This window comes from Sphaerisporangium corydalis (genome assembly GCF_025506355.1).
Taxonomy (GTDB): Bacteria; Actinomycetota; Actinomycetes; order Streptosporangiales; family Streptosporangiaceae; genus Sphaerisporangium; species Sphaerisporangium corydalis.
Map to the genome: position 1 here is coordinate 1 of NZ_JANZYP010000076.1, position 14,346 is coordinate 14,346.

The window sequence follows — 14,346 nt, forward strand, 5'->3', positions numbered from 1 at the left end:
TGGGGGTGGTCGAGGGGCGGGCCGGGGTGGTCGGATTCGGCGTCGGGGTGCGGGCGGGGACGGTCGGGGTCGGGGGATGGGTCGTAGGGGGCGGTGGCGAGGGTGGTGGGGTGATGGTGGCTGAGGTGTTCCAGGTCGGTCAGCCAGTCGCGCGGGACCGTGAGTCCTTCGGGTCTGAGCCGGTAGAGCCGTTGCCTGCCGTCGGGACGGACCTCCACGAGCCCGGCGTCCCGCAGCACCTTCAGGTGTTGTGAGACCGCCGCCTGGGTGACCTTTAGGTCGGCCATGAGCTCCGTCACCGAGCGTTCGCCGGCCGTCAGCCGCTCCAGCAGGTGCCGCCGCGTCGGGTCGGCGAGGGCGGTGAAGGCGTCGGGACGGGCGTGCCTCAGCCGGGGCCTCCCGGTCTTCCCGGTCTTCCCGCTCATGCCGCGAACCTCCGAGACGCCGCCGGCTCCAGGCCCGCGCCGGGCGCCGTACCGCATCATATTAGTTCTTTCTAAAGTATCAATCCTCAGTACGGCCTGCCCGTACACTAGGAACATGCGCACTCCCGATTGATCGGCGCACTCATGGAAGCGGGCCGAGCCGCACGGCTGCCCTGCGACACTCCGGTCTCTTCCGACAGCACGTCCTTCGACCTCGTTCCCCTCTGGGAGTGTTCCCTCGCCATGATCACTGCGTCTGACATCGAACTGCGCGCCGGTTCCCGCCTGCTCATCGAGGGGGCGTCCTTCCGGGTCAACCCGGGCGACCGCATCGGCCTCGTGGGCCGCAACGGCGCGGGCAAGACCACGCTCACCCGCGTCCTGGCCGGCGAGGGCCTTCCCGCCGCCGGCACGGTGACCGTCAGTGGTGAGGTCGGCTACCTGCCCCAGGACCCCCGCACCGGCGACCTGTCGGTGCTCGCGAGCGACCGCATCCTCTCGGCCCGCGGCCTGGACGAGGTGCTGAGCGAGCTGCGCCAGGCCGAGCACGGCATGGCCTCCGACGTCGACCGCGTCCGCGACCGCGCGGTGCGCGCGTACGGCCGCCTGGAGGACCGCCTGCACGTCCTCGGGGGGTACGCGGCCGAGGCCGAGGCCGCCTCGATCGCCTCCAGCCTCGGGCTGCCCGACCGGGTGCTCAAGCAGCCGCTCCAGACCCTCTCCGGCGGGCAGCGCCGCCGCGTGGAATTGGCCCGGATTTTGTTCAGCGGAGCGGAGACTCTCCTGCTTGACGAGCCGACAAACCACCTCGATGCAGACTCAATCGGGTGGCTTCGTGATTTTTTACGATCTCACCAGGGCGGCTTGATCATTATTAGCCACGATGTGGGCCTTCTTGAAGCGACGGTCAACAAGGTCCTGCACCTGGACGCCAACCGCTGCGTCATCGACACCTACAACGTCGGCTGGACCACGTATCTGGCCCAGCGGGAGACCGACGAGCGGCGCAGGAAGCGGGAGCGCGCCAACGCCGAACGCCAGGCCTCGCAGCTGATGTCGCAGGCCGACCGCATGCGCGCCAAGGCCACCAAGGCCAAGGCCGCCCAGGACATGGAACGGCGCGCGAAGCGCCTGCTGGCCGGGGTCGAGGAGGAGCGGCGCAGCGACAAGGTGGCCAAGCTCCGCTTCCCCGATCCGGCGCCCTGCGGCCGCACCCCGCTCACCGCCACCGCCCTGTCGAAGTCCTACGGCTCGCTGGAGGTGTTCACCGACGTGGACGCCGCCGTCGACCGGGGCAGCCGCGTCGTGGTCCTCGGCCTCAACGGCGCGGGCAAGACCACGCTGCTGCGCATGCTCGGCGGGATAGAAAAGCCCGACTCCGGCGAGGTTCGCCCAGGTCACGGCCTCAAGCTCGGCTACTACGCCCAGGAGCACGAGACCCTGGACGCCGGGCGCAGCGTGCTGGAGAACATGCGCTCGGCCGGCCCCGACGTCCCCGACGTCAGTTTGCGTAAAGTTCTGGGCTCGTTTCTGTTCTCCGGAGACGATGCCGACAAGCCCGCCTCCGTGCTCTCCGGAGGGGAGAAGACCCGCCTGGCCCTGGCCACACTGGTGCTTTCGAGCGCCAACGTCCTCCTGCTCGACGAGCCGACGAACAACCTCGACCCGATCAGCCGCGATCAGGTACTTTCCGCGTTGAGGTCCTATTCTGGGGCAATTGTCCTCGTTACACACGATGAGGGGGCCGTAGCGGCTCTGCGACCGGATAGGGTGATCTTGCTACCAGACGGAGTGGAAGACGCTTGGAGCGATGAATTTTCCGATCTTGTGGCACTCGCCTGATCTTAATTTGAGCGGGTACGGATCTTTTCCCATGGAGTAGGTAGCCGATCCGGCTGAAATGACTGATCATGGCGTGAGTAACGCTGCGGAAGTCTGGCACTACAGGAGGTACTCGTGGCCGAGACTCTGAAGAAGGGCACCCGGGTGACCGGGGCCGACCGTGAAAAACTGGCCGCCGACCTTAAGAAGCGCTATGCCGCGGGTGAGAGCATCCGCGCGCTTGCCGCTTCGACCGGCAGGTCATACGGGTTCATCCACCGCATTCTCAGCGAGTCCGGAGTGACTCTGCGGGGGCGCGGGGGAGCCACCCGAGGCAAGTCGAAGCGCTAGAAAAGGCCGCCTCGGATACGCGCGACCGCAGCCGCTCGTCCCGTTCAGTCGAAACCCGTCCCGCCCGCGCCGGTAGAATCTGATTCTGGAACCTCACCGGGTTCGGGCGTGACGGGACAGCGACATGACGGACGGAGCGGGCGATGCCGGAAGCGACGCTTGGGGGGAGTGCGGCGGCGATCTCGGTGGGCGAGGGTGTCGAGCCGGGCACGGAAGGAGCGCTCACGCGCCCCGGAGGGGTGCGCGGCGAAACCGAGAGAACCCTTACGAGCGAGGAGCTCGCGGAGATCGGTCTGCGCTTCGAGGTGGACGGCGAGATCGCGACGATCACATTGGACCGGCCGGACAAGCGCAACGCGCAGACGTTCGCCACCTGGTCGGCTCTGGCTCGGATCGGCAGAACGCTGCCTGAGCAGGTGCGCGTCGTCGTGGTCAGAGGCGAGGGGCCGTCCTTCTCCGCAGGGATCGACCTGCGAACATTCACTCCGGAAGGGGTGCCGGGGCAGGGCTCGTTCGCGTCCGCGGCCGCGCTCGACGACGGCACGTTCGAAAAGCGGATCACCGAGGCCCAGCAGGGCTTCCTGTGGTTGCGCCGCCCGGACATCGTGTCGATCGCGGTGGTACAAGGACATGCGATCGGGGCCGGATTCCAACTGGCCCTGTCCTGTGACCTGCGGATCCTCGCCGACGACGCGAGGTTCTGCATGAAGGAGCCCGCGCTCGGCCTGGTCCCCGACCTGACGGGCACCAAGCCGCTGGTCGACCTCGTCGGGGTGGCCAGAGCGGTGGAGATCTGCCTGACCGCCCGGACCATCGAGGCCGGGGAGGCGCTGCGGCTCGGCCTGGCCGAGCAGGTGGTCCCGAGAGAGGAGCTGCCCGAGGCCACGCGAACGCTGGCGACGGCACTGCTGTCGACGAACAGGGACGCGGCGACGGCGACCAAGAGGCTGCTCCACGGCGCCGTGGGCCGGACGCTGGAGGAGCAGTGCGCGGCCGAGCGGGCCGAGCAGGCCGTCCGCATCCGGGCGTTGTTCGGGGGCACCGGCTCGTAGGTGATCGTTCGCCCTGAGCTGACCCGGGAATCACGCGACCGTTTCCCGTGCTTCGCCGAAGGAGCAATTGGGGGCGCACGCCCTCGTAGCGGTACACGCGGGGAGAGGACCGGCGAAGGACCACGATGGCGATGTTGGGCGGGGGATACGGGCCGCAGGTGATGCGGTCCCTGCGGCGGGACAGTTCGGTGACCAAGGAGCGGCTCACGCCGGGCACGGTGCCGCGCATCGCCCGGTACGCCAGGCCGTACCGCCGGCAGATCGCCGGCTTCCTGGCGCTGGTGGTGCTGGACGCGGTCATCGTGATCGCCAACCCGCTGCTGCTCAAGTCGATCATCGACCAGGGCATCGTGCCGCACCGCAGCGACGTGGTCGTCCGGCTCGCGCTGGTGATCGCCGGGCTGGCCGTGCTGGACGCCGGGCTCGGGCTCGCCCAGCGCTGGTTCTCCTCGCGCATCGGCGAGGGCCTGATCTACGACCTGCGCACCGAGGTCTTCGACCACGTGCAGCGCATGCCCGTGGCGTTCTTCATGCGCGCCCAGACGGGCGCCCTGGTGTCCCGGCTGAACGGTGACGTCATCGGCGCCCAGCGCGCGATCACCAGCACACTGTCGGCCGTGGTCTCCAACGTCGTGAGCCTGGTGATGGTGCTCGGCGCGATGCTGATCCTGTCGTGGCAGGTCACGCTGGTCGCCCTCATCCTGCTGCCGATCTTCATCTTCCCGGCCCGGTGGGTCGGGCGCCGCATGTCGGGGCTGACCCGCGAGCAGATGCAGCTCGACGCCGAGATGAGCTCGGTGATGACCGAGCGCTTCAACGTGGCGGGCGCCATGGTCGCCAAGCTGTACGGGCGGCCGGACGACGAGGCGGTCCACTTCGGCGGGCGCGCCGGCCGGGTGCGCGACCTCGGCATCACCGTCGGCATGTACGGCACGGTGTTCCGGGTGGCGCTCGGCCTGGTCGCGGCGCTGGCCACCGCCCTGGTCTACGGCGTGGGCGGCGTGCTGGTCGTCGAGGGCACGTTCGCGATCGGCACCCTGGTCGCGCTCGCGGCGATGCTCATGCGGCTCTACGGCCCGCTGACCAGCCTGTCCAACGTCCACGTGGACGTGATGACCGCCCTGGTGAGCTTCGACCGGGTCTTCGAGGTGCTCGACCTCAAGCCGATGGTCGCGGACGCCCCGGACGCGCGGCCGCTGCCGGGCGGGCCCGTCACCATCGAGTTCGACGACGTCTGGTTCCGCTACCCGGCGGCCGAGGAGGTGTCGCTCGCGTCCCTGGAGTCGGTGGCGCGGCCCGACACCGGGCCGAGCCAGGAGGTGCTGACGGGGGTGAGCTTCACCGCGCGGCCCGGCGAGCTGATCGCGCTCGTCGGCCATTCCGGCGCGGGCAAGACCACCATCACCGCGCTGGTCTCCCGGCTGTACGACGTGACCCGCGGCGCGGTGCGCATCAACGGCGCCGACGTGCGAGACCTCACCATGTCCTCCCTGCGCGAGGCCGTCGGCGTCGTGATGCAGGACGCCCACCTGTTCCACGACACGATCGGCGCCAACCTGCGGTACGCCCGGCCCGGCGCGACCGACGAGGAGATCTGGGAGGCGCTGCGCGCCGCGCAGATCGGCGAGCTGATCGAGGCCATGCCGGACGGCCTGGACACCGTCGTCGGCGACCGGGGCTACCGGCTGTCGGGCGGCGAGAAGCAGCGGGTGGCGCTGGCCCGGCTGCTGCTCAAGGCGCCGAGGGTGGTCGTACTCGACGAGGCCACGGCGCACCTCGACTCCGAGTCCGAGGCCGCGGTCCAGCGGGCACTGAAGGCGGCGCTGGCGGGACGGACCTCGCTGGTGATCGCCCACCGCCTCTCGACGATCCGCGAGGCCGACACGATCCTGGTCGTCCAGGACGGCCGGGTGGTGGAGCGCGGCCGCCACGACGAGCTGCTGGAGGCCAACGGCGCCTACGCCGAGCTGTACCGCACCCAGTTCGAACACCAGAGCTGACCACGCCGGGCGCCGGTCCGACGAGCCGGAGCGCGGGACCCGCCCCCGCGGCGGGGTCCGATGGAGCCGACCCGGGGTACGGGGCCGGGGTCAGAGGTAGCCGAGCCGGGCCATCTCCTCCTTGGCCACCTTCTCCACCAGCGAGGCGTCGTCCGGCCGAAGGCGGGCGCGCCAGGAGCCGACCTTGGGCGCCGCCGCCCCGTACAGGGCCACCTTGGAGACCCGGGTCTCCAGGAAGCCGGAGATCGCCGCGATGGTCTCGCCAGGAGAGCCGGCCATGTCCTCGTAGCGGACCGTCAGGAGCTGGTCGCGCGGGACCTCCTGGCGCAGCGCGGCGCTCAGGCGGACGGCGCTGCGCCAGCGCAGCGCGCACTTGCCCGCGAGCTCCATCGCCGACCACTTCTCGCGGTGCTCGCTGGCGTTGACGCCGAGGAACGGGTTCGGGAACTCGGTCTCGTCGCTGAGCATGCTCGGCCGGAACCAGCGCATGGAGGCCCGGTCGGCGAGCATGTCGGCGGTGACGTCCCTGGCGTCCCGGATGAGCTGGACGAACCGGGCGTCGGGGAAGGCCTGGAGCAGCACCGGGGCGCTGTACAGCAGGTCGGGGTTGGCGTCGCCGAACCGGACGATGGTGCCGGGCGAGACGCACGGGCCCGGGCCGGTGACCGCGCCGGCCTCGCGGCAGGACGCCGGGCATTCGGCGCAGGCGCCGGGGACGATCTGCCAGGCCTCGGCGAGCGCGTCGCGCAGCACCCGGACGGCGCCGCCGCCTGTCCTGCGCATGATCGACGGCCGCCGCGCGAACGCGTAGACGACGTGCGCGACCGCCGCCCTGCCCATGGTCACGTGGAAGCCGGGGGAGCGTTTCAGGGCGCGCGCGAGCAGGTCCGCGCCGGAGTGCGGGGCGCCGAGCACGAACACCGGCCTACGGACCTTGATGCCGTTGACCACGAGAATGTGGGTCGGGGGTCGCATAAGTGAGGACAGTCTGACACCCTTTGCGAGGTGAACGAACCGGCCACGCCCCGCCCATCGGTGGCACATGGCCTCACCTGGGTAAGACTACTCACTGTGGCGGGCATTTCCGCCGTTTTAGGCATTTCTGTCATCGGTGAACCGGGACAGACCGACGTCCACGGAGCGTCTCGATGACCAGCCACCGGCTCTGGATCCCGGCCCGGCTCCGCTCCGGCGACCGGGTCGCCGTCGTCGCGCCCTCCGGCCCCGTCGACCCGGTCCTGCTCGCGGGCGGCCGCCAGATCCTCACCGAGATCGGCCTGGACGTGGTCGTCATGCCGAGGGTGCTCAACCGCCGAGGCTACCTCGCCGGATCGGACGCCGGCCGGGCGGCGGACCTGCAGGACGCGTGGTGCGACCCGGACGTGCGCGCGGTGATCTGCGCCAGGGGCGGCTACGGCGCCACCCGCCTGCTCGACCTGCTCGACTGGGCCGCCATGGAGGCCGCCCGTCCCAAGATCCTGCTCGGGTCGAGCGACATCACCGCCCTGCACCGGGCCTTCGCCGTGCGGCTGGGCGTGGCGAGCTGCTTCGGGCCGATGCCCGCGTGCAGCACCCTGGGCGCCGCCGGCGGGCCCGAGCGCGACTCGCTGGAACACCTGTGCACGTCGCTGTTCGAGATGGAGACGCCCACGCCGGTGGCCGGTGACCAGGTGATCGTGCCCGGCCACGCCGAGGGCCCGCTCACCGGCGGCAACCTGACGCTGCTCGCGTCCCTGTGCGGCACCCCGCACGCCATGCGCGCCCAGGGGCACATCGTGCTGCTGGAGGACGTCGGCGAGGAGCCGTACCGCGTCGACCGCATGATCACCCAGTTGCTCCAGGCCGGCTGCCTGAACGGCGCCATCGGCATCGTCCTCGGCTCGTGGGTGGACTGCGGGGAGCCGATGGGGGTGCTGATCGAGCGGCTGGCCCCGCTCGGCGTGCCGATGATCGCCGGGCTGCCGATCGGGCATGGATCACCACAGTTCACGGCATGGATGGGAGCCGATGCGGTCATTGATACCGAATCGTGCTCTTTGACTTGCCTGTTCCGCGATCCTGCTACGGCACTGTAACGCTGGTCGGGGGTAGACGGCCGTAGTTGGGAGCCTGCGTGGGCTGGTTCAGGCGGTACCGAGATCGGCGGGCGGGCGCACCGCGCCGCCCGATCGAGGACGTCGACCTGGACTCCCTGGTCGCGCTGGTCGCCGACACCCTCGGGTACTCCTGCGCCTTCGACGCCGACGGGTCCTCGGTCACGCTGACGGGGCCGAGGAGCGTCACCGTGCGGCTCACCGGCCTGCGCCGTGAGGCCGGGCGCCGGTCCCGCGAGGACTGGCCGGTCCTGGTGTCGGGCCACCTGTCCCGTGCCCTGGCCCGCGCCGGCGACCTGCCCGACGTCTGCGACCTCACCCAGATCCGCCCGCTGCTACGCACCCGGCTCGTCCTGGCCGACACCGTCGAGGACGCCTCCCGGCTGATCGGCAGGCACGTCGGCTCCGACCTGATCGAGATCCTCACCGTCTCCGGCCGCCCCGTACGGCCCGAGGAGGCCTTCTGCTGGCCCATCCCGCCGGCCCAGGCCCTGGACCTGGCCGCGGAGAACGTGCTGGCCGACGAGCGGCTGTCGGCCGAGCGCGCCGACCTCGACGGGATCCCCGCCTGGGTCATGTCGGGGACGACGGTCAGCGCCGCGGTCCACCTGCGCCGCATCGAGGAGTACCTGCTGGTCTCCCCCGACGGGCTGATGGTGGCCCTGCCGCATCCAGGCGAGATGGTCGTCCACCCCATCGACGGCCTGTCGGTGATGCGGGCCATCGAGCGGTTGTGGCTGTTCGCCCGCCGGGAGTACCGCTCGCGCGAGGACGGCCTCAGCCCGCACGTCTACTGGTGGAACCACGGCCGGCTGACCCGCATCCAGGCCGACCTGGTCATGCAGAACGGCCAGCGCCGCCTGGTCGTCGCCCCGCCCCCCGAGTTCGCCCGCCTGCTCGCCGACCTCGCCCAGGACCGCTGACCACCGGGGAGACCGGCCCAGTCTCCGGGGACAGGGCCGGCCCGCGGGCGGCTAGTCGAGCATCTCGGAGTAGCGGGGCTTGCACGTGTCGCGCGACAGGGTGTGGGCGGTGTGGATCAGGGGCACGTGGCTGAAGGCCTGCGGGAAGTTACCCACCAGGCGGCCGTAGCGCGGGTCGTACTCCTCCGACAGCAGGCCGACGTCGTTGCGCAGGGACAGCAGCTTCTCGAACAGCTCCACCGCCTCGTCCCGCCTGCCGATCATGGCCCGGGCCTCGGCCAGCCAGAAGCTGCACGCCAGGAACGCCCCCTCGCCGCCGGCCAGGCCGTCGACGGAGTTCTGCTGGGCGATCGGGTAGCGCAGCACGAAGTCGTCGGACATCAGCTCGCGCTCGACGGCGTCGATGGTGCCGACCACGCGCGGGTCCTCGGCGGGCAGGAACCCCGTCTGCGGGATCAGCAGCAGCGCCGCGTCCAGCTCGCGTGAGCCGTAGGACTGGGTGAAGGTGTTGCGGGCCGGGTCGAAGCCCTTCTGCATCACCTCGGCGTGGATGCGGTCGCGCAGCACCCGCCAGCGCTCGATCGGCCCGGTCTGCCCGAACCGCTCGATCTGGCGGATCGACCGGTCGACGGCGACCCAGGCCATCACCTTGGAGTGCACGAAGTGCCGGCGCGGCCCCCGCACCTCCCACAGCCCCTCGTCGGGCTCGTCCCAGTGGGACTCCAGGAAGTCCATCAGCGAGCGCTGGATCGCCCACGTGCGCGACGTGGCCGTCAGGCCAGAGACCCGCGACAGGTAGAGGCAGTTCATCACCTCGCCGTAGACGTCGAGCTGGAGCTGGTCGACGGCGGCGTTGCCGATGCGCACCGGGCGGGAGTCCTCGTAGCCGTCCAGCCACGGGAGCTCCATCTCTGGCAGGCGGCGCTCGCCCGCCACCCCGTACATGATCTGCAGGTCCTGCGGGCGGCCGGCGATCGCGCGCAGCAGCCACTCGCGCCAGTCGCGCGCCTCCTCGACGTACCCGGCGCCGATGAGCGCGTCGAGCGTCATCGTGGCGTCGCGCAGCCAGCAGTAGCGGTAGTCCCAGTTGCGGCCGCCGCCGAGGTCCTCGGGCACCGAGGTGGTGGCGGCGGCCACGATGCCGCCGGTGGGGGCGTAGGTCAGCGCCTTGAGGGTGACCAGCGAGCGGATGACCGCCTCGCGCCACTGCTCGGCGGCCTGGGGCTTGCACTGGCCGACCCACTCGCGCCACATGGCGTCGGTCTCCTCGAGCTCCTTGATCGGGTCGATCTGCTCGGGCTTGGGGGAGTGGGAGGGGTGCCAGGTGAACACGAAGGACAGCCGGTCGCCCGCCGACATGCGGAACGACGCGCGGTGGGCGTAGTCGCCGCCCTGCAACGGCACGGGGGAGTGCAGCCAGACCGAGTCGGGCCCGCCGATGGCCTGCAGCAACCCGTCGTTGCGGCGGACCCACGGGACGATGCGGCCGTAGTCGAAGCGGATGCGGATCTGCGTGGCCATGTCGACGCTGCCGGCGAGGCACTCGACGACGCGGACCAGGTCGGGGTTGGCGTGCCGGGGCGGCATGAAGTCGGTGACCCGCACCGTGCCGTCCTCGGTGTCCCACTCGGTCTCCAGGACCAGGGTGTTCTCCCGGTAGCGGCGCCGGGTGCTGAGCCGGCGGTCCGGGCCCGCCGGGCCGATCCACCAGTGGCCGTTGCGCTCCCCCCCGAGCAGGGCGCCGAAGCAGGAGGGAGAGTCGAAACGGGGCAGGCAGAGCCAGTCGATCGAACCGTCGCGCCCGACGAGGGCCGCCGATTGCATGTCGCCGATGATGGCGTAGTCCTCGATCCGCATGCCGGTCACGCTAGTACGGTTCGGCCACCCGGATGAACACTACGGTCCGGCCACCTGGAGGGACGCCGCCCGCGGGCGCGGGGTCTCAGCCGCGGGGGCGCATCAGCGGCATGAAGTACTGGGTGAGCGGCCCGATCGCGAGCGCGAACACGACGGTGCCGACGCCGACGGTGCCGCCGAGCAGCCAGCCGGTGGCGAGCACGGTCAGCTCGATCAGGGTGCGGGCCACGCGGATCGACAACCCGAGCCGGTGCAGGCCGGTCATCAGCCCGTCCCGGGGCCCGGGGCCCATGCCGGCGCCGATGTACAGCCCGGTCGCGGCGGCGACGAACACCACGGCGGCCAGCAGGTAGACCCAGCGCGCCACCAGGTTCTCCGGGGTGGGCGCCAGCCAGATCGTCAGGTCGGCGAACAGCCCGAGGAACACGATGTTGCTGATCGTCCCGATGCCGGGCCGCTGCCGCAGCGGGATCCAGAAGACCATCACGATGGCGCCGACCAGGATGATCCAGGTGCCGATCGACCACCCGGTGCGGACCGCCAGGCCCTGGTGGAAGACGTCCCAGGGGTCGTTGCCGAGCCGGGACTCGATCTGCAGCCCGATGCCGGCGCCGTACAACGCCAGCCCGGCGTACAGGCGGAGCAGGCGGTTGGGGAAGGACGCGACGTGGGGGAGGGAGAGTTCGCTCATAGTGGTTTCAATGGTCGGCCGCATTGGCTTGCGACTAAAGGGCCAATCGGAGAAAGTGGCTTTATGGAGCGCTATCTCAGCGGGCCACAGCTCGCCCGGCTCGTCGACATCCCGAGGGACGCCCGCCCCTACTACCGGGCGCTGGCGGGCACGGTGCGCACGCTGATCCTGGACGGGCGGTTGCCCACACGGGTGCGGATGCCCGCCGAACGCCACCTCGCCGAGGCGCTCGGCGTCAGCCGCACCACCGTCACCACCGCCTACGACCGGCTGCGCGAGCAGGGCTACCTCGACAGCCGCCAGGGCGCGGGAAGCTGGACGGCCCTGCCCGAGCCCGGGGCGGTCGGCGCCGAGAACCCGTGGCTCGCCCCCGACGACGACGGCCTGTTCCCGCTGCACTGCTCGGCCCCGGCCGCGACCGGGCTGCTGCCGGACGCGATCGCCGCCGCGACCGAGGCCTACCCGCGCTACACGCTCGGCCCGGGGTACGACCCGGTGGGCCTGCCGTCCCTGCGCGAGGCCATCGCCGCACGCTACGGCGCGCGCGGCCTGGCCACCCGGCCGGAGCAGATCCTGGTCACCCAGGGCGCGCAGCACGCCATCCACCTGGTGATGACGCTGCTGGCGGGCCAGGGCGACCCGGTGGTGGTGGAGTCGCCGACCTACCCGCACGCCCTGGACGCCGCCCGCCTGCGCGGCGCCCGCCTCGTGCCGGTGGGCATCCAGGACGACGGCTGGCACCTGGACCTGATGACCTCCGCCATGCGCCAGTCGGCCGCCAGGCTCGCCTACGTCATCCCCGACTTCCAGAACCCGACCGGCCACCTCATGACCGACGCCGGCCGGGCGGAGCTGGCCTGCGCCGCGCGGCGCCACTGCACGACCCTGGTGGCCGACGAGAGCTGGGCCGAGCTGGCCATCGACGAGGTGCCGGCCACCCTCCCGCTCGCGGCCTTCGACACCGACGCCCGGGTCATCAGCATCGGGTCGGCCTCCAAGCTGTGGTGGGGCGGCCTGCGCATCGGCTGGGTCCGCGGCACGGCGGCGCTGGTCACCCGGCTGGCCGCGCTGCGCGCCTCCGTCGACATCGCCGCGCCGCTGTTCGAACAGCTCGTGGTGGCCCACCTGTTCGGGCGCATCGAGGAGACCAGGGCCGAGCGGCGCCGCACCCTCGGGGCGTCCAGGTCCGCGCTGGTGGAGGTGCTCCGCGCGGAGCTGCCCGAGTGGCGGTTCACCGTGCCGCCCGGCGGCGGCTCGCTGTGGGTGCGGCTGGACTCCCCGGTCGCCACGCCGCTCGCCGACGCCGCGGCGGCGCACGGCGTGCGGCTCGCGCCGGGGCCGTGGTTCGGCGTGGACGGCACCCTGGAGCGCTACCTCCGCCTGCCGTTCAGCATGCCGCCGCGCCCGCTGGCCGAAGCGGCCCGCCGACTGGCCGCGGTGCGGGCCATGGGCTCCTCCCTCGGCCCGCGCGCGCCGCGCGCCCGGGCACCGGTCACCCCGACGCTGTGAACCTCACTCCCGGCCCCGCCCCGCGCGCGGGGGCGGGCGCTCCTCGCCCATCAGCACGCGCAGCCGGTGGGCGAACGCGAGCAGGACGGCGGACGCGGCCACGGCGATGACGGCCAGGGTGAGGAAGTACGCGGGCTGCGACATGTACCTCAGCAGCCGCGCGGTCTGCCCGCCGACCGCGTCGCCGACCGCGAACGACAGGTACCACACGCCGAGCATCTGGCTCCTGAACGCGCGCGGCGCCAGCTCGACGGTGACCGACAGGCCGACCGGGCTCAGCGACAGCTCGCCGAACACCTGGACCAGGTAGACCAGGAACAGCCACCACACCGAGATCCGGTGCGTCTCGGCCATCTGGGCCGCGAGCGCCATGACCACGAAGCTCACGCCGATCATGAACAGGCCGAAGGCGAACTTCTGGGCCGCGCCGACCCGGGCGCCGAGCCTGACCCACAGCATGGCGAAGACCGGTACGAAGATCATGATGAGCAGCGGGTTGAACGACTGCGTGGTGGCGGCGGTGATCGGATGCCCGAAGACGCGCAGGTCGGTCCGCTCCGCCGCGAAGTCGTTCAGCACGGTCGGCGCCAGGTCGTAGATCATCCAGAAGATCGCTGCGGCGGCGAACAGCCAGATGTAGGCCTTCATCCGCGACCGTTCCTCGGGGGTCAGGTTGTGGCTGCCGAGCAGGATGTAGGCGAAGTAGCCGACCGGGACCAGGATCGTCAGCACGGTCAGCGCGACGGTGAAGCGGTCGATGTTCAGCGTGCCGGTGACCGCCCACACCGCGATCGCCGCCACCGCGACACCGAGGCCGGCCAGCACGACCCGCCCGAAGTGCCGCCGCTCCTCGGAGGTGAGCCGGTGCCCGGGGATCTCCCCGACGCCTCGCAGGTGACGCCCGCCGAGGACGTACTGGGTCAGGCCGATCGCCATGCCGACCGCGGCGGCGCCGAAGCCGAGGTGCCAGCGGCCGTCCTTGGCGAGGTTGCTGACCACGTAGGGGGCGGCGAAGGCGCCGAGGTTGATGCCCAGGTAGAAGATGGAGAACCCCGCGTCGCGCCGGGCGTTCTCGCCCTCGGGGTACAACTGGCCGACCATCGTGGAGATGTTCGGCTTCAGCAGCCCGGTCCCGGCCACGATCAGGGCGAGCCCGAGCCAGATCAGCCCGGCGCCCCTGAGCGGGACGGCCATGCAGATGTGGCCGAGCATGATGACCGAGCCGCCGGCCAGCACGGCCCTGCGCGCCCCGAGCAGCCGGTCGGCGACCCAGCCGCCCGGCAGCGCCAGCAGGTAGACCAGCGCCCCGTAGACGCCGACGACGGCGGTGGCGGTCGGCTTGGGCAGCCCGATCCCGCCGCCCGCGGCGGTGGCGGCGAGGAAGAAGAACAGGATGGCGCGCAGCCCGTAGAAGCTGAACCGCTCCCACATCTCGGTGAGGAAGAGCGTGACGATGCCGCGCGGGTGCCCGAAGACCGTCCCGTCCCCCACGCGCGAGCCGACCCGTCCGGCCATGCCGGTGCGCCCCCGTTCCCCGATGCCCGTCCCGCCCCGATGCGTGTCCCGTCCACGGGGAAACCGTGCCCCCGTACCGGATCCGTGCCGGAACGATCACGTTCCGTGG

At 71.6% G+C, this 14,346-nt stretch carries 12 protein-coding genes; 7 read left to right on the plus strand and 5 right to left on the minus strand.

What is annotated here, in order from left to right:
- On the minus strand, positions 1-425 hold a 425-nt coding region (locus NYZ98_RS35590), incomplete at its 3' end, for an ArsR/SmtB family transcription factor (protein WP_262848641.1).
- 243 nt (positions 426-668) lie between these two features.
- Between NYZ98_RS35590 and NYZ98_RS35595 the strand changes: the two genes are divergently transcribed.
- From NYZ98_RS35595 to NYZ98_RS35610, 4 genes are all read left to right on the plus strand, one after another.
- Positions 669-2,267, plus strand: coding sequence for an ABC-F family ATP-binding cassette domain-containing protein (locus tag NYZ98_RS35595; RefSeq protein WP_262848643.1), 1,599 nt, complete (start codon positions 669-671; stop codon positions 2,265-2,267).
- A 114-nt stretch (positions 2,268-2,381) separates the two neighbouring features.
- Entirely contained in the window at positions 2,382-2,597 is a 216-nt protein-coding gene (locus NYZ98_RS35600) for a helix-turn-helix domain-containing protein (RefSeq protein ID WP_093173121.1), read from the plus strand.
- Positions 2,598-2,740: 143 nt separating this feature from the next.
- The gene (locus NYZ98_RS35605) at positions 2,741-3,649 is read left to right on the plus strand and encodes an enoyl-CoA hydratase/isomerase family protein (RefSeq protein WP_262848650.1); all 909 of its coding nucleotides are present in this window, start codon (positions 2,741-2,743) and stop codon (positions 3,647-3,649) included.
- Positions 3,650-3,774: 125 nt separating this feature from the next.
- The gene (locus NYZ98_RS35610; RefSeq protein ID WP_262848652.1) at positions 3,775-5,649 is read left to right on the plus strand and encodes an ABC transporter ATP-binding protein; all 1,875 of its coding nucleotides are present in this window, start codon (positions 3,775-3,777) and stop codon (positions 5,647-5,649) included.
- Between the two features lie 90 nt (positions 5,650-5,739).
- On the opposite strand, the gene NYZ98_RS35615 is transcribed toward NYZ98_RS35610, so the two are convergent.
- Positions 5,740-6,624: a sulfotransferase family protein gene (locus tag NYZ98_RS35615; RefSeq protein ID WP_262848654.1), complete on the minus strand. Its 885-nt coding sequence runs from the start codon at positions 6,622-6,624 to the stop codon at positions 5,740-5,742.
- A gap of 173 nt (positions 6,625-6,797) precedes the next feature.
- Between NYZ98_RS35615 and NYZ98_RS35620 the strand changes: the two genes are divergently transcribed.
- Positions 6,798-7,724: a S66 peptidase family protein gene (locus tag NYZ98_RS35620; RefSeq protein ID WP_262848656.1), complete on the plus strand. Its 927-nt coding sequence runs from the start codon at positions 6,798-6,800 to the stop codon at positions 7,722-7,724.
- A gap of 38 nt (positions 7,725-7,762) precedes the next feature.
- A complete protein-coding gene (locus NYZ98_RS35625) occupies positions 7,763-8,665 on the plus strand; it encodes a hypothetical protein (protein WP_262848658.1) in 903 nt (300 codons plus the stop codon).
- 51 nt (positions 8,666-8,716) lie between these two features.
- On the opposite strand, the gene NYZ98_RS35630 is transcribed toward NYZ98_RS35625, so the two are convergent.
- Positions 8,717-10,522 carry a glycoside hydrolase family 15 protein gene (locus tag NYZ98_RS35630; RefSeq protein WP_262848660.1) on the minus strand — a complete coding sequence of 602 codons (1,806 nt, stop codon included), beginning with the start codon at positions 10,520-10,522 and terminating at the stop codon, positions 8,717-8,719.
- Positions 10,523-10,607: 85 nt separating this feature from the next.
- Positions 10,608-11,213 (minus strand): membrane protein YczE, encoded by a 606-nt coding sequence (yczE, locus tag NYZ98_RS35635; protein WP_262848662.1) that lies wholly within the window; start codon positions 11,211-11,213, stop codon positions 10,608-10,610.
- A gap of 63 nt (positions 11,214-11,276) precedes the next feature.
- Here yczE and yczR point away from each other — a divergent pair, with 63 nt between their 5' ends.
- Positions 11,277-12,722 carry a MocR-like transcription factor YczR gene (gene yczR, locus NYZ98_RS35640; RefSeq protein WP_262848664.1) on the plus strand — a complete coding sequence of 482 codons (1,446 nt, stop codon included), beginning with the start codon at positions 11,277-11,279 and terminating at the stop codon, positions 12,720-12,722.
- A gap of 3 nt (positions 12,723-12,725) precedes the next feature.
- On the opposite strand, the gene NYZ98_RS35645 is transcribed toward yczR, so the two are convergent.
- On the minus strand, positions 12,726-14,237 hold the full coding sequence (locus NYZ98_RS35645; RefSeq protein ID WP_262848666.1) for a peptide MFS transporter: 1,512 nt from the start codon (positions 14,235-14,237) through the stop codon (positions 12,726-12,728).
- Positions 14,238-14,346: the final 109 nt, after the last annotated feature.

Coding starts and splice junctions, on each gene's coding strand:
- NYZ98_RS35595 (WP_262848643.1), top strand. CDS start 669: ATGATCACTGCGTCTGACATCGAACTGCGCGCCGGTTCCCGCCTGCTC.
- NYZ98_RS35605 (WP_262848650.1), top strand. CDS start 2,741: ATGCCGGAAGCGACGCTTGGGGGGAGTGCGGCGGCGATCTCGGTGGGC.
- NYZ98_RS35610 (WP_262848652.1), top strand. CDS start 3,775: ATGGCGATGTTGGGCGGGGGATACGGGCCGCAGGTGATGCGGTCCCTG.
- NYZ98_RS35615 (WP_262848654.1), bottom strand. CDS start 6,624: ATGCGACCCCCGACCCACATTCTCGTGGTCAACGGCATCAAGGTCCGT.
- NYZ98_RS35620 (WP_262848656.1), top strand. CDS start 6,798: ATGACCAGCCACCGGCTCTGGATCCCGGCCCGGCTCCGCTCCGGCGAC.
- NYZ98_RS35630 (WP_262848660.1), bottom strand. CDS start 10,522: ATGCGGATCGAGGACTACGCCATCATCGGCGACATGCAATCGGCGGCC.
- yczE (WP_262848662.1), bottom strand. CDS start 11,213: ATGAGCGAACTCTCCCTCCCCCACGTCGCGTCCTTCCCCAACCGCCTG.
- yczR (WP_262848664.1), top strand. CDS start 11,277: ATGGAGCGCTATCTCAGCGGGCCACAGCTCGCCCGGCTCGTCGACATC.
- NYZ98_RS35645 (WP_262848666.1), bottom strand. CDS start 14,237: ATGGCCGGACGGGTCGGCTCGCGCGTGGGGGACGGGACGGTCTTCGGG.